This window comes from Paracoccus marcusii, assembly GCF_028621715.1.
In the GTDB taxonomy this organism is placed as follows: domain Bacteria; phylum Pseudomonadota; class Alphaproteobacteria; order Rhodobacterales; family Rhodobacteraceae; genus Paracoccus; species Paracoccus marcusii.
The window spans coordinates 2,526,531-2,547,796 of record NZ_CP117466.1 but is presented as its reverse complement, the minus strand read 5'-3'; the positions used below and the strand labels follow the sequence as shown (position 1 = coordinate 2,547,796).

Below are 21,266 nucleotides of genomic sequence, written 5' to 3'. Positions count from 1 at the left end.
CCGGGGGTTTCACCCCCGGACCCCCAGGGTATTTGGACAAAGAAGAAGAGGGATGCCATGAGCACGGTCATCAGGGGCGGAACCATCGTCACGGCGGATCTGAGCTATCAGGCCGACGTGCTGATCGAGGGGGGGCGTATTGCCGCGATCGGTCAGGGGCTGGTCGGTGACACCGTCCTGGATGCGGGCGGCTGCCTGGTCATGCCGGGCGGGATCGACCCGCACACGCATCTGGAGATGCCCTTCATGGGCACCTATTCGGCCGACGATTTCGAGAGCGGGACGCGGGCGGCACTGGCGGGCGGCACGACGATGGTCGTGGATTTCGCGCTGCCGTCGCCGGGCCAGGGACTGCTGGATGCGCTGCAGATGTGGGACAACAAGTCCGGGCGCGCGCATTGCGATTACAGCTATCACATGGCGGTCACGTGGTGGGGCCAGCAAGTGTTCGACGAGATGGAGGCGGTCGTGGACCGCGGCATCACCAGCTTCAAGCATTTCATGGCCTACAAGGGCGCCTTGATGGTGAATGACGACGAGCTGTTCGCGTCGTTCCGCCGGGTGGGAGATCTGGGCGGCGTGGCGATGGTCCATGCCGAGAACGGCGATGTCGTGGCAGAACTGTCCGCGCGACTGCTGGCCGAGGGGAACACCGGCCCCGAGGCCCACGCCTACTCCCGCCCGCCCCAGGTCGAGGGCGAGGCCACGAACCGCGCGATCATGGTGGCCGACATGGCAGGCGTGCCGCTGTACGTGGTCCATGTCAGCTGCGAGGACAGCCATGAGGCGATCCGCCGGGCGCGCGCCCAAGGCAAGCGGGTCTGGGGCGAGCCGCTGATCCAGCACCTGACGCTGGACGAATCCGAGTATTTCAACGCGGATTGGGATCATGCCGCACGCCGGGTCATGTCGCCGCCGTTCCGCAACAAGCAGCACCAGGACAGCCTGTGGGCCGGTCTGCAGTCGGGCAGCCTGTCGGTCGTGGCGACCGACCATTGCGCCTTCACAACCGATCAGAAACGTACCGGCATCGGCGATTTCACCAAGATTCCGAACGGCACCGGGGGCCTTGAGGATCGGATGCCGATGCTGTGGACGCATGGGGTCGGCACGGGGCGGCTGACGCCGAACGAGTTCGTGGCCGTCACCTCGACCAACATCGCCAAGATCATGGGGATGTATCCGAAAAAGGGCGCGGTCCTGGTCGGCAGCGACGCGGACCTGGTGGTCTGGGACCCCGAGGAAACCAAGACGATCACTGCCGGTGCCCAGCAATCCGCGATCGATTACAATGTGTTCGAGGGACAGACCGTCAAAGGCCTGCCGCGGTTCACCCTGACCCGCGGCGTCGTCGCGGTGACCGAAGGCAAGGTCGACAGCCGCGAGGGGCACGGCGAATTCGTGGCCCGCGAGCCGCGCGGTCAGGTGAACCGCGCGCTGTCCGCCTGGAAGGACCTGACCGCGCCGCGCCCGGTCCAGCGCGGCGGCATTCCCGCAAGCGGGGTGTGACTTGACCGTCATCGAGGCAAGCGGCGTCAGCCTGACCTTCCAGACCGCCGACGGGCCGGTGCACGCCCTCAAGGACGTGGACCTGTCCATCGCGCCCGGCGAATTCGTCAGCTTCATCGGGCCGTCGGGATGCGGCAAGACCACGTTCCTGCGCAGCATCGCCGCGCTGGAGACGCCTACCGACGGAACCCTGCGCGTCAACGGGATGGAGCCGGACGCGGCCCGACGGGCGCGCGCCTATGGGTACGTGTTCCAGGCGCCGGGGCTTTACCCGTGGCGGACGATCGCGGGGAACATCTCTCTGCCGCTGGAGATCATGGGGTTTTCCAAGGCTGATCGCGCGGAACGCATCACCCGGGTCATGGACCTGGTCGAACTGTCGGGCTTTGGCGGCAAGTTTCCGTGGCAGTTGTCGGGCGGCATGCAGCAGCGCGCCAGCATCGCCCGCGCGCTGGCCTTCGACGCCGACATCCTGCTGATGGACGAACCCTTCGGCGCCTTGGACGAGATCGTGCGCGACCGCCTGAACGAGGCGCTGCTGGCCCTGTGGCGCAAGACCGGCAAGACCATCGGCTTTGTCACGCATTCGATCCCCGAGGCGGTCTATCTGTCGACCAAGATCGTCGTCATGTCGCCGCGTCCGGGCCGCATCACCCGCGTGATCGAAAGCACCCTGCCCCCGGACCGTCCGCTGGACATCCGCGACACCCCCGAGTTCATCGCCCTGGCCCATGAGGTCCGCGAGGGGCTGCGCGACGGGCACAGCCATGACTAGGGGGCGGCTTGTGCCCGTGATGACGGTGCTGCTGGCCATCGTCGCCGTCTGGTACCTGGCCGCGATCCGCATGAACGCCCAATGGGAGCGTGACCAGGCCGCCCGGGCCGAGGTGACGCTGACCCTTCCCGACCTTGTCGCGCGCACCCTCGTGCAGGAACGCCCCGTGCTGCCCGCCCCCCACCAGGTGGCCGTCGGCCTGTGGGAGGGGGTGGCCGGTCAGGCCATCACCTCGCGCCGCAGCCTGGTCTGGCATGCTTGGGTGACCCTGTCCGCGACGCTGGCGGGCTTTGCCATCGGCACCGGCGCGGGCATCCTGCTGGCGGTCGGCATCGTCCACAGCCGCAGCATGGATCAGTCGGTCATGCCCTGGGCCGTGGCCAGCCAGACCGTTCCGATCCTGGCCATCGCGCCGATGGTCATCGTGGTCCTGTCCAGCATGGGTGTCACGGGTCTTTTGCCCAAGGCGATCATCGCCGCATGGCTGTCGTTCTTTCCGGTGCTGGTCGGCATGGTCAAAGGCCTGCGCACCCCCGATGCGATGCAGCTGGACCAGATGCGCAGCTGGAGCGCCAGCAACGCCCAGGTCTTCTGGCGGCTGCGGCTGCCGTCTTCGCTGCCCTACCTGTTCGCCAGCCTCAAGGTCGCGATCGCCGCGGCGCTGGTCGGAACCATCGTGGGCGAACTGCCCGCCGGAGCGACCGCAGGGCTTGGCGCGCGCCTGCTGTCAGGCAGCTATTACGGCCAGACCGTCCAGATCTGGTCGGCGCTGTTCGTCGCGGCCCTGCTGGCCGCGGGCCTTGTGGCCATCGTCGGATGGCTGGAGCGACGCACCCTCAGCCGCATGGGGTTGGCACGATGACAGAGCTGCACCTTGGTCGGACCTATTGGTTCCTGCAGAACATTCAGGTGGTCGCGGGGGGCATCGTCGCCCTGGTCGCCACGCATTGGCTGGCGCCGACGGCCGCGCCGCTGTTGGCGGTATGGCTGATCGCGTGGCTGTTCAACGCGTGGCTGGCCGGGTTCGACACGCCCGCCACGCGCGCCGTCGTGCCGATCATCTTTGGCGGCACGATCATCCTGCTGTGGGAGATGGCGGTCCGCGCCTATGCGATCCCGACCGTGATCCTGCCCGCACCCAGCCAGATCGCGGCCAGTTTTGCGGCCAATACCGGCATTCTGTGGACCGATTTCGTCCAGACGATCCTCAAGGGGGCGCTGACCGGCTGGCTGATCGGTGCGGCGGCGGCGGTTCTGACCGCCATCGCCATCGACCGCAGCCCCTTCCTGCAGCGCGGGCTGCTGCCCATCGGCAATTTCATCGCCGCCCTGCCCATCGTCGGCATCGCTCCGATTTTGGTGATGTGGTTCGGCTTCGACTGGCAGTCCAAGGCCGCGGTCGTGGTGGTGATGGTCTTCTTCCCGATCCTGGTGAACATGGTCGCGGGCCTGCGCGCCACTGATGCGATGCAGCGTGACCTGATGGCCAGCTGGGCCGCCCCCTATGGCGCGGCGCTGTGGAAGCTGCGCCTGCCCGCCGCGATGCCTTTTCTGTTCAACGGGTTGAAGATCACCACCACGCTGGCCCTGATCGGGGCGATCGTTGCCGAATTCTTCGGCAGCCCGACGCGCGGCATGGGTTTCCGCATCTCGACCGCGGTGGGACGTCTGGACCTGCCGCTGGTCTGGGCCGAAATTGTCGTGGCGGCGCTGGCGGGAACGCTGTTCTATGGCATCGTTGCGCTGATCGAAAAGAAGGTGACGTTCTGGCACCCGTCGCAGCGCAACTAACCGGGGCCGCATCCCCATCCGGGGCGGATCCCACCAACAGGAGAGACGGGAAATGACAAGACTGATGACCGGGGCCGCGGCCCTTGCGCTGATGGCCGGAGGGGCGCAGGCGGGCGATCTGACACTGCAGCTGAAATGGGTCACGCAGGCCCAGTTCGCGGGCTATTACGTCGCGCAGGAAAAGGGTTTCTACGAGGAAGAGGGCGTCAACCTAACCATCCTGCCGGGCGGTCCTGACATCGCCCCAACCCAGGTCCTGGCCGGCGGCGGCGCGGACGTTATCGTCGAATGGATGCCTGCGGCGCTGGCCGCGCGCGAAAAGGGCCTGCCGATGGTGAACATTGCCCAGCCCTTCAAGGCGTCGGGCATGATGCTGACCTGTCTGAAGGAAAGCGGCATCAGCGATCCGGCGACCGATTTCGCGGGCAAGACCCTGGGCGTCTGGTTCGCGGGCAACGAATACCCGTTCCTGTCCTGGATGAACACGCTTGGCCTGTCGACCGAGGGCGGCCCCGAGGGTGTGACCGTGCTGAAGCAGGGCTTCAACGTCGATCCCCTGCTACAGAAACAGGCGGCCTGCATCAGCACGATGACCTACAACGAGTACTGGCAGGTGATCGACGCCGGCATCGCCGAGGACGACCTGGTGACCTTCAAGTACGAGGACCAGGGCGTGGCCACCCTTGAGGACGGCCTTTACGTGCTGGAGGAGACGCTGGAGGACAGCGAGAAGGTGACCGACCTGGTGGGCTTTATCCGCGCCAGCATGCGCGGCTGGCAATACGCGGCCGAGAACCCCGAGGAGGCCGCCCAGATCGTCCTGGACAACGACGAGACCGGCGCCCAGACCCTGGAGCATCAAACCCGCATGATGACCGAGATCGCCAAGCTGCTGGAAGGTTCGGACGGCACCCTAGCCGAGGCCGATTACCAGCGCACCGTCGATATCCTGCTGTCGGGCGGGTCCGACCCGGTGATCCAGGCCGCCCCCGAAGGGGCGTGGGTGTCGACCATCACCGACCGCGCCTTCGACTGAACGACGGGCGGGCCACCCCATCGGGCGGCCCGCCTTATTCCGCTGGCTGTGCCGCCGCGCGTCGCGCCTGCCTGCGGACGCGCCTGCGTCCGTCCCATGCCAGCAGCGTCGGCGTCAGGATCAGCGTGACCGCAGTCGCCACCACCAGCCCCCCTGCGATCCCCGTCGACAGCTGGATCCAGAACTGGCCCGAAGGCGCGCCCAGGAACAGGTCGCGGCCGGTGAAATCGATGGTCATGCCCAGCACCATCGGCACCAGGCCGATGACTGTCGTGCCGGCCGTCAACAGCACCGGACGCACCCGTTCCGACGCCGCACGCCGCGCCGCGCGGTCCGGATCGTCGCCGGCCCCGCGATATTCGTTATAGGCGTCGATCAGCACGATGTTGTTGTTCACCACGACGCCCGCCAGGGCCATGATGCCGATGCCGCTCATCACGATCGAGAATGCTTCCTGCCGGACCATCAGCCCCAGGAACACCCCCGAGATAGAGAACACGATCGCCGTCAGCACCAGCAGCGCCTGATAAAAGCTGTTCATCTGGATCAGCAGGATGGTGAACATCAGAAAGATCGCCGCGACGAACGCCCCCATCAGAAAGGTCATCGCCTCCTGCTGGTCCTCGATCTCTCCTCCGAACGTGACCTCGATGTCGTCGGGCAGATCGGCCTGGTCGATGCTGGCCTGGATGAGCGCCAGCTCGGCCTGCAGCGTGGCGCCCGGGGCCAGGTCCGCGGTCAGGGTCTGGGTCTCTCTCGCGGCGATGCGGGTGATGGCGGAGGGTGCAGGCGCCGGGATCATCTGCACCATGTTGGAGATGGGCACCTGCGCGCCGGACGGTCCTGCGACGCGCAATGACGACAGGTTCTCCAGATTGCGCTGATCGGACGGATAGCGCAGGGCGATGTCGACCTCGTCATCGGCGAAATCTGGCAGGTAGGTGCCCAGGTTCACCCCCGTCGTCAGCAGCTGGACCGCGGTGCCGATGGTGTTCATGTCGATGCCGAAGCGCGCCGATTCCTCTCGGTCGACGACCAGCCGGATCTCGGGGTTTGGGCGGGGCGTGTCGTTGGCGATGTCCACGAAGCGGCGCTGCGCCTGCATCAGCTGTTCGATCTTGGCCGACGCCTGCTGCAGCGCCGGGCGGTCGGAGGCCGATATCTCGATCTGGACCGGGCGGGACGCACCGGGCCCGGATGCCGCGGCCTCGATCTGGATGCCCAGGCCCGGCACCTCCGCCGTGGCGGCGCGCAGCTGGTCGATCACCTCGGTCGAGGGGGCGCGGGTGCGCCAGTCGGTGAACTCGACCTGGATCTGGCCGATCACGTCGCTGGAGAGGCTGGAGCGGACACGCTCCTCGACGCTGCCGATGGTGCGGGAATAGACGCGCTCGATGCCCTCGAAACCCAGGACCTGTTCCTCGATCAGGCGCACCAGTCGGTCGCTCTCCTGGACGGAGAGGTTGCCGTTCGCAGTGATCTGGACCTGCGCGCGCTCGGCGTCGGTCTCGGGAAAGAACTCGACCCCGCGGTTCAGGTGGGAATAGGCATAGAGGATCACCAGCACCGTCAGGATCGACAGCCCCAACGTGGCGCCGGGCCGCGCGATGGTCCAGATCGACAGGCGCGCCATCGCGCCGGACGTGTCGTCGGCATCGGGTTCGGGCGGCAGCGCCTGCCCCCCGCCCACCACGCTGCCCGTCACAGGCACGAAGACCAGCGCCATCAGCAGCGACATCAGCAGCGTGGCGATCATTGTGGCGGGCAGATAGAACATGAACTGCCCAGCCAGCCCCGGCCAGAACAGCAGCGGAAAGAACACCGCCAGCGTGGTCGCGGTGGACGAGGTGATCGGCCATGCCATCCGCTGCGCCGCCAGCAGGTAGGCCTCGGCCTTGCCATGACCCTTGGCGATTAGGCGTTCGCCCATCTCGACCACCACGATGGCGCCGTCGACCAGCATGCCGACCACCAGGATCAGCGCGAACAGCACGATCACGTTCAGCGTGAAACCAAGCGCCCAGATGATCAGGATGCCGCCCAGGAACGATCCCGGGATGGCCACCGCCACCAGCAGCGATGCACGCAAGCCCAGAAACAGCACGGTGACCAGCATCACCAACACCACCGCCGCGATCACGTTGTTCTGCAGGTCCGACAGAAGGGTGCGCATCTCCTTGGACTGGTCGTTCATGAAGACGACGCCAACCTGTTCGGGCCAGTCGGCGCGGGTCTGCGCCACCACGTCGCGGACCGCGGCGACGGTGTCGATCACGTTCGCGCCCACCGTCTTGCGCACGTCGATGGCCAGGGCGGGCTGTCCGTCGATGCGGGCAAAGCTGACCGGGTCTTTAAAGGTCTGACGCACCTCGGCCACGTCCTGAACGCGCAGCACGGTGGCCCCGTCGACCAGCACCGGGATCGACATGATCTCGTCCAGGCGGACGACGGTGCCGGGGATCGACACCCCGATGCGGCCCGCGCCAGTGTCGAAAGACCCCGCCGCGATCAGCTGGTTGTTGGCCTGGATCGCCTGCGACAGCTGCCCCGGAGAGATGCCATAGGTTTCCAGCGCCAGCGGATCGATCAGGATCTCCAGCTGGTCCTCGCGCTCTCCGGTCAGGTCGGCCTGCAGGACGCCGCTGACGGTCTCGATCTCGTCGCTCAACGCGCGGCCAAGGCGGATCAGCTCGCGTTCCGGGACGGGGCCGGACAGCGCCACCGTCAGGATCGGGAACAGCGCCATGTCGATCTCGCGCACGAAGGGGCCGTCGGCCTCGGGCGGAATGTCCGGGCCCGCGTCGTCGACGGCATCCTTGACCGACTGCAACGCCTGCGCCTGATCGAAGCCGGGGCGGAACTCCAATGTGACCGAGGCGAAACCCTCGCTGGCCACGGTCTCCATCCGCCGCAGCCCCTCCAGCGCGTTCACCTGTCGCTCGATCGGTTCGGCCAGCAGGGTGGCGGCATCCTCGGCGCTGACGCCGCTATAGGTGACGTTCACGATGAAGATCGGGATGTCGACCTCGGGCATCGATTCCTTGGGGATGGTGACATAGGCCGTAAAGCCCGCCAGCAGCAGGCCCACCATCACCATCATCACCGTGCGGGCGCGGGAAAAGCCCGCCGCGATGATCCCGTTCATGGGCCGGCCACGGCGTCAGATGCCTGGGCCGTGCCCAGCAGCGCCGCCGCATCGGTCGCCCCGTCGCCCACGACGTCGCGATAGGGTTCCGGCGTGTCGCTGACGCGGGCCTGCTGCCCGTCGCTCAGCGCGCCTTGAGAAATGGTGACGACCCGCGCGCGGTCCTCCAGCCCGGTGACCCAGATCGCCTCGGCGCGGGCCTGCACGATCTGGACCGGCGCGAAACGCAGGGTCTGGCCGTCTTCGGCCACAACGAACACGCCGATCCGACCGGCGTCATCCAGCCGGATCAGCGCCGGCGACAGCCGGTGCGCGCGCACCGCGTCCATCGCCAGCGATATCTGCGCGCTGAGGCCCGCGGGCACGGCATTATCGGGGTTCGGAACCTCGACCTCGACGCGGAAGGTGCGCGTCTCGGCCGTGGCGACCGGCGCGATGAAGCGCACGCGGCCCTCGGCCTCGCGGCCGCCCTGGAACACGACCTGTGCGGACTGGCCAAGCGCGACCGAGGTGATCTCGGACTGGCGGACCTCGATCTGGGCGATCAGGGGATCGTTGCGCACGATCTCAAGGACCTCTCCGCCGGCATCCACGAAGCTGCCCAGTTCGGCCATGACGTTGCTGACGGTGCCGCTGATCGGGGCGGTCAGACGGGTGTTCTGCAGTTCCAACTGGGCCGCGCGCAGTTCGGCCCGGGCCGATTCCAGCTGTGCGAAGCGCGACTGCAGCTCCGCCTCCGAGGTCACGCCCCGTTCCCGCAACTGCCGCGCGGCGTCATAGTCGCGCTCGGCCGACCCCACGGCCGCATCGGCGCGCGCCACGCCGGCTTCGCGGTCGTCGGCAGACAGCAGCGCCAATTGCTCGCCCCGTTCGGCGACGTGGCCCTGGCGCACGACCTCCTCGACGATGCCCGCTGTGCGCGCCCGCAGGATCGACGTCTGGTCCGGCACGACATTCCCGAACAGCACCGTCCGCGGCACGATCTCCTCGGCGACGGACATGCTGGCCGCGACATGGGGAACCGCCACCTCGACCGGGGCGGCCTCGGCGGGGGGTTCACGGTTCAGCATGCCGCCACCGATCCAGAAGGCCAGAAAGCCCAGGATCGCCAGAAAGGCGAGCGTCGAGGAGGACAGGTACCGCGTCATCGTCAATCCATGTCAGGGGCCCCGCCCCGGCCATGGCACCGGGCGGTCTTGTCATCCTAGATGGTTTCTTGGGACGCGCAGGTCAACAGTCGTGACCCTTGTCCCCTGCGTCAAGGCGTCCGCCTTGGCCGAGACCCATGCCCGCCCCCGCACGTTCCCCTGCCGGAACCACGGCCAGAGAGGATTGATGACACGATGCGCCGCAGCGGTCCTGATCGCCTTGGCCCACCCTGCCTGGCGGGCTAACCAGCATCTAAACAACGAACGATCCGGCGCGCGATTGCCGCGTGATCGACCGGTCGTCACCGGACGAGGGCAGTTGGGCCGATCTTTCCTGCCCCGGCGTCGCCGGATAGTCCTATCTGCTGCGCCGGACCGACGGCTGCGAGTCGGTGACCTATGGTCATGCCGAAGGGCCGGGCATGCCGACATTCGGTGCCTTCAATCATGCGTGGCCCACCGAGGAATGGCGCATGGCGCAGGTCGGCGGGCGGCCCGTCGCCGTCGCTGCCATCCGGCGGCTTCACCTGGCCAATGGCAATGGCGGGCGGAGCACGCAGATCCTGGTCGTCTCCAAGGTCGGTCAGCCGGATGACCGCGCCGCATGCATGATGGGCTACGCGTCCGCCCATGATGGCGCCGCGGCGAACCGGCGCGCCCGCCGGATCGCCGACAGCGCCGCGACCCATAACTGCGCCCGTGACCGCCCGGTGGTGGAGTCGTCTGCCGCCCAAGTTCCGCCGCGCTGACGGTTTCGGCCAAGGTCTGCACAAAACAGGTGACAGGGCATGCCTTATGCGTGTCAAATGACACATAATGCAATCATGACGGGAGTTCCTGATGTTGGCATCTGGTCCCTACGGTCGTTGCGGGGTGCTGACCTTGGCGCTGCTGACGGCTGCCTGTGCGTCGGCCTCGACCGGCCCGGCATCGACGATCGACGTCCAGGCCTCGGCGCCCGGTCCTGCCACCTGCCCTGCCACGACGGCGGACCAGCAGGCGGCCGGGGTGCGGGCGACCAACGCGCTCCGGCAGCGATCCGGCCTGCCCCCGGTGCAGGCGAACGATCTGCTGGCGCGCGCCGCGGCGCGGCATGCCTGCGACATGGCGCAACGCGGCCGCATGACCCATGCGGGCAGCCGCAGCTCTGGCCCGTCGCAGCGGGTCAAGGCGCTTGGCTATGCGCCCACCGTCACGGCAGAAAACATCGCCGCGGGGCCGTTCGGCCTGGATCGGGTGCTGGCGGAATGGAACGCCTCTGCGGGCCATGTCTCGAACATCATGATCCCACAGGTCAGCAACTTCGGCATCGGGCAGGCACTTGGCGCGGATGGGCGCACGCGCTACTGGGCGGCGGTCTATGCGGCGCCACGCGGCAGATAAAGGCGATGCCTGTCCTGACCGGAAAGACAGGTTAGCAAATTGAACAAATGACCTATATAAGGCTTCGATAGTATCGGAGTCAGTATCATGTTTCGCCTGTCCCTCTGCGCCATCCTGGCGCTGTCCGCCTGCGCCGCCCCGAAGGACCCCTGCGCCGATCTGTGCATGAGCGCCTTCGTCGAGTACGAGCCAGGCTTCGAGCCCTGATCACCCCGAAACGGCGGTGATGCCGCCGACGTGTCTGTCCTTTTTCCTGCAAAGGCGTATCGTTTCCACCCGCCGGTCCCCGGCGGCTATTGGAGAAACGAACATGGCCAAGGGCATGGACAAACGCAAACGCGACGAAAAGAAGCCGAAGAAGCAGAAGCCCAAGACGAACGCTTCGGCGCCCAGCACCAAGGATGTCGTCTCGGCGGCCGTTGCTGCCAAGGGCAAATGACCATTGCAGTGTGTCTGACGGTGTCGGTGGCTGATCATAAACGCGCGTGACGCATGGGCATGCCCGTGATGCGGGATGGGGATCAGCGGAGCTGCACCCATCTCCGGTGGTTCATGATGGCTGACCTCTGCCCCTTCATAGCGCCTCACTCCGCGACAATATCAATCGCCAGACGCGTAGGGCTGCGCCGATCATGAACAAAAGGCGGCCCAGATGGACCGCCTTTTCCACTCATGATCGCCTGCAGACCGCTTCAGATCAGCCGCATTTGGAATGGCCGCAGCTGGGGCAGGTCATGCAGCCCTCGACCATGCGCATCCCGTACTGACCGCAGCTGGAGCAGGCGGGGCCGCGCGGCGTCTCGCCCACGGCCATCACTTCGGCCTGCGGGTCGGACTTGAGGCCCAGCCCTTCGCCCGCCAGGAAGCCCGTCTCGATCAGGTGGCGTTCGATCACGCCGCCGATGGCTGCCAGGATCGAGGGGACATAGCGGCCCTGCATCCAGGCCCCGCCACGCGGATCAAAGACCGCCTTCAGCTCCTCGACCACGAAGGACACGTCGCCCCCGCGGCGGAACACGGCCGAGACCATGCGCGTCAGCGCGACCGTCCAGGCGTAATGCTCCATGTTCTTGGAGTTGATGAAGATCTCGAACGGGCGGCGGTGGTTGCCGTGGATGATGTCGTTGATCGTGATGTAGATCGCGTGCTCCGACCCCGGCCATTTCAGCTTGTATGTCGCGCCTTCCAGCGCCGCGGGACGGTCCAGCGGCTCGGTCAGATAGACGACATCCGCGCCCTTGTCGGCCTCCGGCGCCTTTTCGGTCGTCTCGCTGACGGACAGCACCGAGCCGGTCACGTCGTTCGGACGATAGGTGGTGCAGCCTTTGCAGCCCAGATCCCAGGCCGCCATGTAGACGTCCTTGAACGCCTCGAAGCTGATGTCCTCGGGGCAGTTGATGGTCTTCGAGATCGAGCTGTCGACCCATTCCTGCGCCGCGGCCTGCATGGCGACGTGGTCCTTGGGTGCCAGCGTCTGCGCGTTCACGAAGTAATCGGGCAGCGCCGCGTCGCCCTTCAGGTCGCGCCACATCTGCACGGCGTAATCGACGACCTCCTCCTCGGTCCGCGAACCGTCTTTCTGCAGGACCTTGCGCTTGTAGGCATAGGCGAAGACCGGCTCGATCCCCGACGACACGTTGCCCGCATAGAGGCTGATCGTGCCCGTCGGCGCGATCGAGGTCAGCAGGGCATTGCGGATGCCGTGCTTGGCGATCGCGTCGCGGACGTCGGCGTCCATCTTGGACATGAAGCCCGAGGCCAGGTATTTCTTGGCGTCGAACAGCGGGAATGCGCCCTTCTCCTTGGCCAGATCGACGGATGCCAGATAGGCCGACCGCGCGATGGCCTTCATCCAGACGCGGGTCTGCGCGACCGCGTCATCGGCGCCGTAGCGCAGGCCCAGCATCAGCAGCGCGTCCGCCAGACCGGTCACGCCCAGGCCGATGCGACGCTTGTTGCGGGCTTCCTCGGCCTGCGCGTCCAGCGGGAATTTCGATGCGTCGACCACGTTGTCCATCATCCGGACCGCCGTGCGGACCAGATCGTCCAGGCCTTCGGGGTCCAGTTCGGCCGTCTCGGTGAACGGATTCTTGACCAGACGGGCCAGGTTGATCGAGCCCAGCAGGCAGGCGCCATAGGGCGGCAGGGGCTGCTCGCCGCAGGGGTTGGTGGCCGCGATCGTCTCGACATAGGACAGGTTGTTGGCCTTGTTGATCCGGTCGATGAAGATCACGCCCGGCTCGGCGAAATCATAGGTCGCCTTCATGATCCGGTTCCACAGGTCCAGCGCCTGGACGGTGCTGTAGACCCGGCCCTCGAACTTCAGGTCCCAAGGCGCATCGGCGCGCACGGCATCCATGAAATCGTCGGTGATCAGCACCGACAGGTTGAACATGCGCAGGCGCGCGCTGTCCTGCTTGGCCACGATGAACTGTTCCACATCCGGGTGGTCGCAGCGCATCGTCGCCATCATCGCGCCACGGCGCGAGCCGGCCGACATGATGGTGCGGCACATCGCGTCCCAGACATCCATGAAGGACAGCGGGCCCGACGCATCGGCCGCCACGCCCTTGACCACCGCGCCCCGCGGGCGGATCGTGCTGAAGTCGTAACCGATGCCGCCGCCCTGCTGCATGGTCAGCGCAGCCTCCTTCAGCATGTCGAAGATGCCGCCCATGCTGTCGGGGATGGTGCCCATGACGAAGCAGTTGAACAGCGTGACCGACCGGCCCGTTCCGGCACCGGCCAGGATGCGGCCCGCGGGCAGGTACTTGAAGTCCTCCAGCGCGGAATAGAACTTGTCCTCCCACTTGGCCGGGTCGCTTTCCACGCGCGCCAGGTCGCGCGCGACGCGACGCCAGCTGTCCTCGACCGACCCGTCGACGGCCTGCCCCTCGGAATCCTTCATCCGGTACTTCATATCCCAGATCTGTTCTGCGATGGGGGCGGCAAAGCGGGTCATACGCTCATTCCTTGGTGGTTTGTTCAGGGTTGGACACCAGATATAGCGTCAAAACGCGGCTGGCAAGGTCTTGACAGGGGTCGGCTGGCCGGTTTCAGGCAGGTGTGGCAAGACCGCGAAAATCGGCTTCTATCGCAGAATAGCATGCTGCCGAAAGGGTCTTGCGGTCGTTTCCTGCGACGGGAATCGGGGGGTGCAGCCGGACGGTCACATACCCGTGGCGTCTTGCCGCAAGAATCGACAGCAGGTGCGGCCCCAGATCCATATCCGCCCACCAGCCATAGAATCGCGGGTCCTGCCCCGGCGGCGCGTGATACACGGCACTGACCGGCTGGATCGCCAGACCGGCGGGCAGGTCGTCTGCCAGAAACCCCTGGAACAGGGTCGGCTTGAACGGCAGGACGCGGCGTCCGTCACTGGACGTGCCTTCGGGGAAGAACAGCAGGCGATGCCCGGCGCGGATGCGTTCGGCAAATTCCAGCGCCTGCGCGCCGGCCAGTTTCGGATCGCGTGTCACGAAATGCGTGTCGGTCACGCGGGTCAGGATGTTGATGCCGGGCCAGCGGGCGACCTCGGCCTTGCTGACGAAGAAGACCGGCAGGGCGGCGTTCAGCGTCAGGATGTCCAGCCAGCTGGAATGGTTCGCCACGACCGCGCCGGGGCCCCGCAGGGGCGTCCCCTCGCGCCGCCAGCGCAGGCCGATGCAGGCCAGGACCAGACGGCAGACGATCTGGACATGCGGTCCGGTCCAGGGGCGGCGGCGGCCATGCACCAGTCGCTCGATCCCGCGCAGCGGCAGGATCAGCAGCACGCCCAGCATCAGCACCAGAACCGCCGGCACGCCGCGGCGGATCACCCGCAGCCAGTCGCGCAGCCCACGCGGGGGGGCCGGCACAGGCGGTTCGGCATCGCGCCAGGTCGGGCTCATGTCGGCTGCCAGCGGCTTTCGTAGAATTGCTTGTGCTTGGCGGACATCGCGCCCGTGTCCATCAGCAGGAACACGTCGGTCGTGTTGAAGGCACGGTCGATGAACGCCCCCTCGCCCACCAGACCGCCAAGGCGCAGATAGGCCTTGATCAGCGCAGGCATCCCGACCAGCGCCTCGCGCCGGTCCAGGCGGTCGGGGGCGATCAGGTCCATCGTCTGGAACCCGTCGGGCCGCGCGCGGGGCCGCAGGTCCGGCGGGGCCAGGTGATGGTGGTGCAGCCAGGACAGCGACGGTGCCAGCAGCGTCGGGTCTGTGCCGTGAAAGCTGGCCACGCCGAACAGGATCTGGATGCCGTGGTCCAGCACATAGTCGGCCAGCGCGTTCCACATCAGGAACATCGCCGCCCCGCCCCGGTGATCGGGATCGACACAGGACCGCCCCAGTTCCAGCAGCGGCCGGCCGCTGTCGCGCAGCGGGGCGAGGTCGTATTCGCCGTCGCAGTAGAACCGCCCGAAATCGGCCGCCACATCGCTGCGCAGCAGGCGATAGACGCCGACCACGTGATCCAGCGCCTCCGCGTCGCGGCGCGTGTCGATCAGGCACAGGTGGTCGACGACGGGGTCGAACTCGTCCCGTTCCAGCCGGGCGTCGTGATCGACCAGCGGGCCAGTGCCGCCCAGCTCCTCGACGAACACGCGATAGCGCAGGCGCTGCGCGGCCATCAGGTCGTGGGGCGTCGTGGCAAGGCGGATCTGGAAAAAGGCAGGGTCGGCGCGGTTCACGATGGCCTCGGTGCTTGGGCTGCGGCCTGTCTAGGAAAGCCGCGCGACCAATGCAACACGTGCGGCCCAAGTTCCGCTTGCATCGCGCAACCTTCAGTTGCATCGTCGCGCAAGCAATATCAGGAGTTTACATGTCGCCCATGCGCAGGATCTGCAACGCCACGCGGCGTCCGTCGATGACCTGCTTGCCGGCCTCGGTAAAGTTCACGGTGATGCGGTCGCCGATCCGGGACTGGACCTGCCCCTCGCCCCATTCGGGCGCGCCGGGATGACGCACGATCATGCCGGGTTCAAGGATATCGTTCACCGCGAAAACTCCATTTCTCTGCACTTTGGAAGGTAATCATACATGACGGTCGATACAACGCGGATCGCTGCGGGCGATCTGGCCGCACTGCTGGGATCGCGGCTGTGCCATGACCTGGTGTCGCCCCTGGGGGCCATCGGCAACGGGGTCGAGCTGCTGGAGATGTCGCCCGATTTTCCGGGCTTGGCCCAATCCCCCGAACTGCGCCTGATCTCCGAAGCGGTGGGCGCGGCACGCGCGCGCATCCAGGCCTATCGCATGGCGTTCGGCATGGCGCAGGGCGAACAGCGGATCGGGCTTGCCGAGCTGCGCCTTCTGCTGGACGGGATCGCCGCACAGGGCCGCCTGACGATCACCCTGGACGCCGCAGGCGATTTCGCGCGGCCCGAGATCCGCATGCTGGTGCTGGCGGTGATGTGCATGGAAAGCGCGATGCCCTGGGGCGGCCGGGTGATCGTGCTGCGCGACGGTCCGCGATGGCGGCTGGTCGCGGAATGCGACCGCAGCAAGGTCGATCCGACCCTGTGGGGCTGGCTGGACGGTTCGCAACCCCGCACCCTCGCCCCGTCCGAGGTGCATTTCGCCCTGCTGGCCGAGGCGGCGCGGGCCGAGAACCGCTCCCTGCGCCATGAATTCGACGACACCGGGGGCGAGATCGCGTTCTAGGCGCGGATCGTCCCGTCGCCCGTGACCAGATATTTGAAGCTGGTCAATTGTTCCGCCCCCACCGGCCCGCGGGCATGCATCTTGCCCGTGGCGATGCCGATCTCGGCGCCCATGCCGAACTCTCCACCGTCCGCGAACTGGGTCGAGGCGTTCCGCATCAGGATCGCGCTGTCCAGCCCGGCAAAGAAACGCTCGGCGGTCGCGTCATCCTCGGTCAGGATCGATTCGGTGTGCTGGCTGCCATGGCGGCGGATATGGGCGATGGCCTCCTCGACCCCGTCCACCAGCTTGGCGGCGATGATCATGTCCAGGAACTCGCGCCCGAAATCGTCGGGCTTGGCCGGCACGGTGCCGGGGATGCGCGCCAGATCGCCATCGGCACGCACCTCGACCCCCGCCTCCAGCAGGTCGCGGATCAGGACGTCGCCATGGCGGTCACGGAACGCCCTGTCGATCAGCAGGCATTCGGCCGACCCGCAGACGCCTGTGCGCCGCGTCTTGGCGTTCAGCACCACGCGCCGCGCCTTTTCTAGATCGGCCGCGGCGTCGGCATAGATGTGGCAGATCCCCTCCAGATGCGCAAAGACCGGCACGCGGGCCTGGTCCTGCACCAGCCCGACCAGCCCCTTGCCGCCGCGCGGGATGATCACGTCGATCAGCCCCTGCGCGCCCAGCATGGCGCTGACCGCTGCACGGTCGCGCGTGGGCACCATCTGGATGGCGGTTTCCGGCAGGCCCGCCGCGCGAAGACCCTCGACCATGCAGGCATGGATCGCGCTGCTGGAATGCAGGCTTTCCGAACCGCCGCGCAAGATCACCGCATTTCCGGACTTCAACGCCAGCGCCCCCGCATCGGCGGTCACGTTCGGCCGGCTTTCATAGATGACCCCGATCACGCCGATGGGTGTGCGCACGCGGCGGATATGCAGCCCCGTGGGCCGGTCCCATTCCGCGATGACCTGCCCCACCGGATCATCCTGTTCGGCGACCTCGCGCAGGCCTTGCGCGATCGCGGCAATGCGTGTGCCGTCTAGACGCAGCCGGTCCAGCATCGCATTCGACAGCCCCTTTTCGCGCGCGAAGTCCAGATCGCGGGCGTTTGCCGCCAGGATATCAGGGGTACGGGCGGTGATGGCGTCAGCGGCAGACAGCAGGGCCATGCGTTTCGGTCCGGCTGGTGTCTGCGCCAGAACCACCGCGGCCTCTCGGGCGGCGGCGCCAAGGGCGTCGATCAGTTGCCGGGCTTGGACCATGTCCGTCATCGCTTCCTCCGATACGCAAAATCGACGCCGTCTTAGCGTGATCCTGACGAGAAGGGGAAGGGAAGAAATGGCGCGGTTGACGGGGCTCGAACCCGCGACCCCCGGCGTGACAGGCCGGTACTCTAACCAACTGAGCTACAACCGCGCATTTCCTTCGGGCGAATGATGAGTTGTGGCGCGGTTGACGGGGCTCGAACCCGCGACCCCCGGCGTGACAGGCCGGTACTCTAACCAACTGAGCTACAACCGCCCAACTCATCCCCCGGACGATCGCCCGCCGGAGTAGGCCGGGGTTTACGCAGACCGCCGCGTGGCGTCAAGGGTGCGTTGAACGAATTTTGCCACATTTGGGCAAATCTTTGAAATAACAGTGCAAAGAACGCGAAAGGGGCGCCCGATGGGCACCCCGATGAACCAAGCAACTTGTAAACAAACAGGGTGGGATCAGTCGCGGACGGTTTCCGTGTCGAATTCCGGCAGCGCTTCCAGTTCTTCCTGGCTGTAGTTGGTCGCCAGAACCGTGTCGTCACCGAACATCGCCATGTTCAGGACATCGCGGTCCAGCAGCACGGTGTGCGTGCCCATGCCCAGGAAACCGCCGATGTCGGCGATGTAGCCCATGACCTGACCGTCCGGCGACATCACGATATCGGACACAGTCGCGATCTCGTTCCAGTCACCCGGAACCGCATCACCCGTTGCATCGGTCCATTCGGTGGTCGACGGCTGGTTGGTCGTATAGATCGCGCGGCCCTGCAGCCACGATGCGGTGATGCCGGGATTCTCGGCCGACAGCGTCACTTCCATGTCGCTCATGTCGGTCGCCATCTCGTCGGCGGGCATCGTCTCGGCAGGCATGGCATCCGCCGGCATGGTCTCTGCGGGCATCGTCTCTGCGGGCATCGTTTCCGCGGGCATCGTCTCGGCCGGCATGGCGTCGGTGGCCGGGGGCGTCGCCGCGTCCTGTGCGAACACCGGAGCCGCAAATGCCAGAGCAGCAGCCGTCGTCATCATGAGGGTTTTCATTCTAGATCTCCGCATCAATTCTTTGTTTCGATGACGTCTTTTCGTCATCTTCACGGCATCAACGCGGGCATTTCGAAGATCGTTCCCTAAACATTTGTCTGATCTAGTCACGTGATCGTGGGTGACTGATCCGTCCTCCGCAGACCGGTGCCGGAACGCCCGTGGTCATCGGCCCCGATATGGGCAGCCCCCGCAGCACGCGCACCGCCAGCCAGCCGAAGGCCTGCGCCTCCAGCATGTCACCGTTCAGACCGATCGCCTCGACCGGCCGGACGGGCACGGGCAACGCTGCTGTCAGCGCATCCATGATGGCCGCATTGTGGCGCCCCCCGCCGCAGACCAGAACCTGCGCAGGCATCGCGGGCAGCCACGCCATGCCTGCCGCAACCGATCCGGCCAGTGCCGACACCAGCGTCGCCGCCGCATCGGCATCGGACAGCGGGGCAACCGCGCGGGTCAGGCCAGCGAACTGATTGCGATCCAAGGATTTAGGGGCGGGTCGCCGGAACCACGGATCATCCAGGAACGCCGCGACGATGTCCTGATCGGCGGTGCCGCTGGCCGCCAGTGCGCCGCCTTCGTCCCACGACAGACGGCGGCGCCGGCGCATCAGGTCGTTCAAGGGCGCGTTCGCAGGCCCCGTGTCGAAGGCGACGCAGGCACCGGCGGTCTCGGGTGCGGGGGCCGTGGGGTCCACCCAGCTGATGTTGCCGACGCCGCCCAGGTTCAGGAACGCCACGGGGGCCGCGGGCAGGCGCCCCTGCCCCACGGCCCAGTTCGCGCAGGCCCAATGAAAGAACGGCACCAAAGGCGCGCCCTCGCCTCCCTGACGCACATCCTCGGACCGGAAATCCCAGACCACGGGGCGATCCGTCATGCGCGCCAGGGCCGCGCCGTCACCCGCCTGATGCGTGCCGCGCCCGCGCGGATCGTGGGCCAGCGTCTGGCCGTGAAACCCGATCAGCTGCGCATCTGGAAACTGCCGTGCCAGGTCGGCATGGGCCGCCTGAACCAGTTGCGCCAGCTCTGCCACCTCCGGCGCGTCGGGCCACAGACCCAGCCCCGCATGCAGCACGGCCGATTCGTTGTCGCCGAACGCACGAAAGGCGCTGTCCCCAAAGCCGCCGATCCGCACCCCGTCGGTTTCGATCATCGCCGCGTCGACACCGTCCAGCGACGTGCCCGACATCATCCCCAAAGCCCGGATCATCGCTTTTCCTTCGCTGCTCCTGCCTGTATATCGCGCGGATACACAAGGATGAAGCCCATGACATACCAGCCCAAATCCGACTTCCTGCGCATCATGTCCGAACGCGGCTATCTGGCCGACTGCACGGATTACGCCGGGCTGGATCAGGCGCTGCTGGCGGGACCGATCACGGCCTATATCGGCTATGACGCGACGGCGGCCAGCCTGCATGTCGGGCACCTGCTGAACATCATGATGCTGCGCTGGTTCCAGAAGACCGGCAACAAGCCCCTGACCCTAATGGGCGGCGGCACGACCAAGGTCGGCGATCCGTCCTTCCGCAGCGACGAGCGCCCGCTTCTGGACGATGCCGCGATCCAGGCCAATATCGACGGGATGGGCCGGGTCTTTGCCCGCTATCTGAATTACGGCCCCGACGGGGCGGTCATGCTGAACAACGCCGAATGGCTGGACGGCCTGAACTACCTGACCTTCCTGCGCGACATCGGCCGGCATTTCAGCGTCAACCGGATGCTGTCCTTCGAATCGGTCAAGTCCCGGCTGGACCGGGAACAGTCGCTGAGCTTCCTGGAATTCAACTACATGATCCTGCAGGCCTACGACTTCCTGGAGCTGAACCGCCGCCATGGCTGTGTTCTGCAGATGGGCGGGTCGGACCAGTGGGGCAACATCGTCAACGGTATCGACCTGACGCGGCGCGTGGACGACCGGCAGGTCTGGGGCCTGACCTCTCCGCTGCTGACGACCAGCGATGGGCGCAAGATGGGCAAGTCGGCGGGCGGAGCGACCTGGCTGTCGGCGGACATGCTGTCGCCCTATGAGTTCTGGCAGTTCTGGCGCAACACCACCGATGCCGATGTGGGCCGGTTCCTGAAGCTGTACACTGAACTGCCGGTGGACGAATGCGACCGCATGGGCGCGCTGCAGGGGTCCGAGATCAACGAGGCCAAGGTCCGTCTGGCCAACGAGGTGACGACCCTGTTGCACGGCGCCGATGCCGCCGCCAGCGCCGAGGCGACCGCGCGCAGCGTCTTCCAGGACGGCGGCGCGGGCGGCGATCTGGAGGTCGCGGTGCTGCCCGCCGATCAGGCGCAAGGCGTCACCATCGCGCAGGCCTTGGTCCAGTCGGGCATCGTTGCCAGCGGCAAGGAGGTCAAGCGTCTGGTGGCCGAAGGCGGCCTGCGCGCCGACAACGCGCCTGTCACCGACCCGCAGATGCCCTTGGACCAGGCTGCACTGGCGCGCGGCATCAAGATCTCGGTCGGCAAGAAAAAACACCGGATACTGCGCATCGGCTGAGTTGACCGCATTGCATGGCTGCCCTGCACCCGCCCTG

Annotated in this window: 19 protein-coding genes and 2 tRNA genes; 10 read left to right on the top strand and 11 right to left on the bottom strand. The window is 66.8% G+C overall.

Translation table 11 applies throughout. From position 1 onward, the window contains the following. Positions 1 to 57: 57 nt before the first annotated feature. Genes hydA through PRL19_RS12580 form a run of 5 tightly spaced genes read left to right on the top strand, consistent with a single transcriptional unit; the run spans position 58 to position 5,111 of the window. Positions 58 to 1,509, top strand: a complete 1,452-nt coding sequence (gene hydA / locus PRL19_RS12600) for a dihydropyrimidinase (RefSeq protein ID WP_273743177.1) — start codon at positions 58 to 60, stop codon at positions 1,507 to 1,509. A gap of 1 nt (position 1,510) precedes the next feature. Next, on the top strand, positions 1,511 to 2,284 hold the full coding sequence (locus PRL19_RS12595; protein ID WP_273743176.1) for an ABC transporter ATP-binding protein: 774 nt from the start codon (positions 1,511 to 1,513) through the stop codon (positions 2,282 to 2,284). Positions 2,285 to 2,303: 19 nt separating this feature from the next. Beyond that, complete coding sequence (locus tag PRL19_RS12590) at positions 2,304 to 3,146, top strand: ABC transporter permease (RefSeq protein ID WP_273744508.1); 843 nt, start codon at positions 2,304 to 2,306, stop codon at positions 3,144 to 3,146. Further along, positions 3,143 to 4,075 (top strand): ABC transporter permease, encoded by a 933-nt coding sequence (locus PRL19_RS12585; protein ID WP_273743175.1) that lies wholly within the window; start codon positions 3,143 to 3,145, stop codon positions 4,073 to 4,075. The genes PRL19_RS12590 and PRL19_RS12585 overlap by 4 nt, the downstream gene beginning before the upstream one ends. Before the next feature lie 52 nt (positions 4,076 to 4,127). Continuing rightward, the gene (locus tag PRL19_RS12580) at positions 4,128 to 5,111 is read left to right on the top strand and encodes an ABC transporter substrate-binding protein (protein WP_273743174.1); all 984 of its coding nucleotides are present in this window, start codon (positions 4,128 to 4,130) and stop codon (positions 5,109 to 5,111) included. Positions 5,112 to 5,145: 34 nt separating this feature from the next. Here the strand turns inward: PRL19_RS12580 and PRL19_RS12575 are convergent, their stop codons facing one another. Then, entirely contained in the window at positions 5,146 to 8,256 is a 3,111-nt protein-coding gene (locus tag PRL19_RS12575; protein ID WP_273743173.1) for an efflux RND transporter permease subunit, read from the bottom strand. Further along, entirely contained in the window at positions 8,253 to 9,404 is a 1,152-nt protein-coding gene (locus PRL19_RS12570; protein WP_273743172.1) for an efflux RND transporter periplasmic adaptor subunit, read from the bottom strand. The genes PRL19_RS12575 and PRL19_RS12570 overlap by 4 nt, the downstream gene beginning before the upstream one ends. Before the next feature lie 422 nt (positions 9,405 to 9,826). Here PRL19_RS12570 and PRL19_RS12565 point away from each other — a divergent pair, with 422 nt between their 5' ends. From PRL19_RS12565 to PRL19_RS12555, 3 genes are all read left to right on the top strand, one after another. Continuing rightward, positions 9,827 to 10,153 carry a hypothetical protein gene (locus PRL19_RS12565; protein ID WP_273743171.1) on the top strand — a complete coding sequence of 109 codons (327 nt, stop codon included), beginning with the start codon at positions 9,827 to 9,829 and terminating at the stop codon, positions 10,151 to 10,153. A 91-nt stretch (positions 10,154 to 10,244) separates the two neighbouring features. Further along, the gene (locus PRL19_RS12560) at positions 10,245 to 10,787 is read left to right on the top strand and encodes a CAP domain-containing protein (protein WP_273743170.1); all 543 of its coding nucleotides are present in this window, start codon (positions 10,245 to 10,247) and stop codon (positions 10,785 to 10,787) included. A 310-nt stretch (positions 10,788 to 11,097) separates the two neighbouring features. Then, a complete protein-coding gene (locus tag PRL19_RS12555; protein WP_255352761.1) occupies positions 11,098 to 11,226 on the top strand; it encodes a hypothetical protein in 129 nt (42 codons plus the stop codon). 258 nt (positions 11,227 to 11,484) lie between these two features. Here the strand turns inward: PRL19_RS12555 and PRL19_RS12550 are convergent, their stop codons facing one another. From PRL19_RS12550 to PRL19_RS12535, 4 genes are all read right to left on the bottom strand, one after another. Further along, entirely contained in the window at positions 11,485 to 13,749 is a 2,265-nt protein-coding gene (locus tag PRL19_RS12550; RefSeq protein ID WP_273743169.1) for an adenosylcobalamin-dependent ribonucleoside-diphosphate reductase, read from the bottom strand. 94 nt (positions 13,750 to 13,843) lie between these two features. Further along, positions 13,844 to 14,677 (bottom strand): lyso-ornithine lipid O-acyltransferase, encoded by an 834-nt coding sequence (olsA, locus tag PRL19_RS12545; RefSeq protein WP_273743168.1) that lies wholly within the window; start codon positions 14,675 to 14,677, stop codon positions 13,844 to 13,846. Then, complete coding sequence (gene olsB / locus PRL19_RS12540) at positions 14,674 to 15,459, bottom strand: L-ornithine N(alpha)-acyltransferase (protein ID WP_476445276.1); 786 nt, start codon at positions 15,457 to 15,459, stop codon at positions 14,674 to 14,676. The genes olsA and olsB overlap by 4 nt, the downstream gene beginning before the upstream one ends. Positions 15,460 to 15,586: 127 nt before the next feature. After that, entirely contained in the window at positions 15,587 to 15,766 is a 180-nt protein-coding gene (locus PRL19_RS12535; protein ID WP_042249936.1) for a DUF3553 domain-containing protein, read from the bottom strand. 42 nt (positions 15,767 to 15,808) lie between these two features. Here PRL19_RS12535 and PRL19_RS12530 point away from each other — a divergent pair, with 42 nt between their 5' ends. Further along, complete coding sequence (locus PRL19_RS12530; RefSeq protein ID WP_273743167.1) at positions 15,809 to 16,432, top strand: histidine phosphotransferase family protein; 624 nt, start codon at positions 15,809 to 15,811, stop codon at positions 16,430 to 16,432. On the opposite strand, the gene PRL19_RS12525 is transcribed toward PRL19_RS12530, so the two are convergent. From PRL19_RS12525 to PRL19_RS12505, 5 genes are all read right to left on the bottom strand, one after another. Further along, positions 16,429 to 17,685: a glutamate-5-semialdehyde dehydrogenase gene (locus PRL19_RS12525; RefSeq protein WP_420704427.1), complete on the bottom strand. Its 1,257-nt coding sequence runs from the start codon at positions 17,683 to 17,685 to the stop codon at positions 16,429 to 16,431. The genes PRL19_RS12530 and PRL19_RS12525 overlap by 4 nt on opposite strands. A gap of 77 nt (positions 17,686 to 17,762) precedes the next feature. After that, a tRNA-Asp gene (locus PRL19_RS12520) sits at positions 17,763 to 17,839 on the bottom strand. A gap of 28 nt (positions 17,840 to 17,867) precedes the next feature. Further along, positions 17,868 to 17,944, bottom strand: a tRNA-Asp gene (locus tag PRL19_RS12515). Positions 17,945 to 18,138: 194 nt separating this feature from the next. Next, a complete protein-coding gene (locus tag PRL19_RS12510; protein ID WP_273743165.1) occupies positions 18,139 to 18,708 on the bottom strand; it encodes a PRC-barrel domain-containing protein in 570 nt (189 codons plus the stop codon). Positions 18,709 to 18,823: 115 nt separating this feature from the next. After that, positions 18,824 to 19,930, bottom strand: a complete 1,107-nt coding sequence (locus PRL19_RS12505) for an anhydro-N-acetylmuramic acid kinase (RefSeq protein ID WP_273743164.1) — start codon at positions 19,928 to 19,930, stop codon at positions 18,824 to 18,826. 57 nt (positions 19,931 to 19,987) lie between these two features. Between PRL19_RS12505 and tyrS the strand changes: the two genes are divergently transcribed. Beyond that, positions 19,988 to 21,229 (top strand): tyrosine--tRNA ligase, encoded by a 1,242-nt coding sequence (tyrS, locus tag PRL19_RS12500; protein ID WP_273743163.1) that lies wholly within the window; start codon positions 19,988 to 19,990, stop codon positions 21,227 to 21,229. Positions 21,230 to 21,266: the final 37 nt, after the last annotated feature.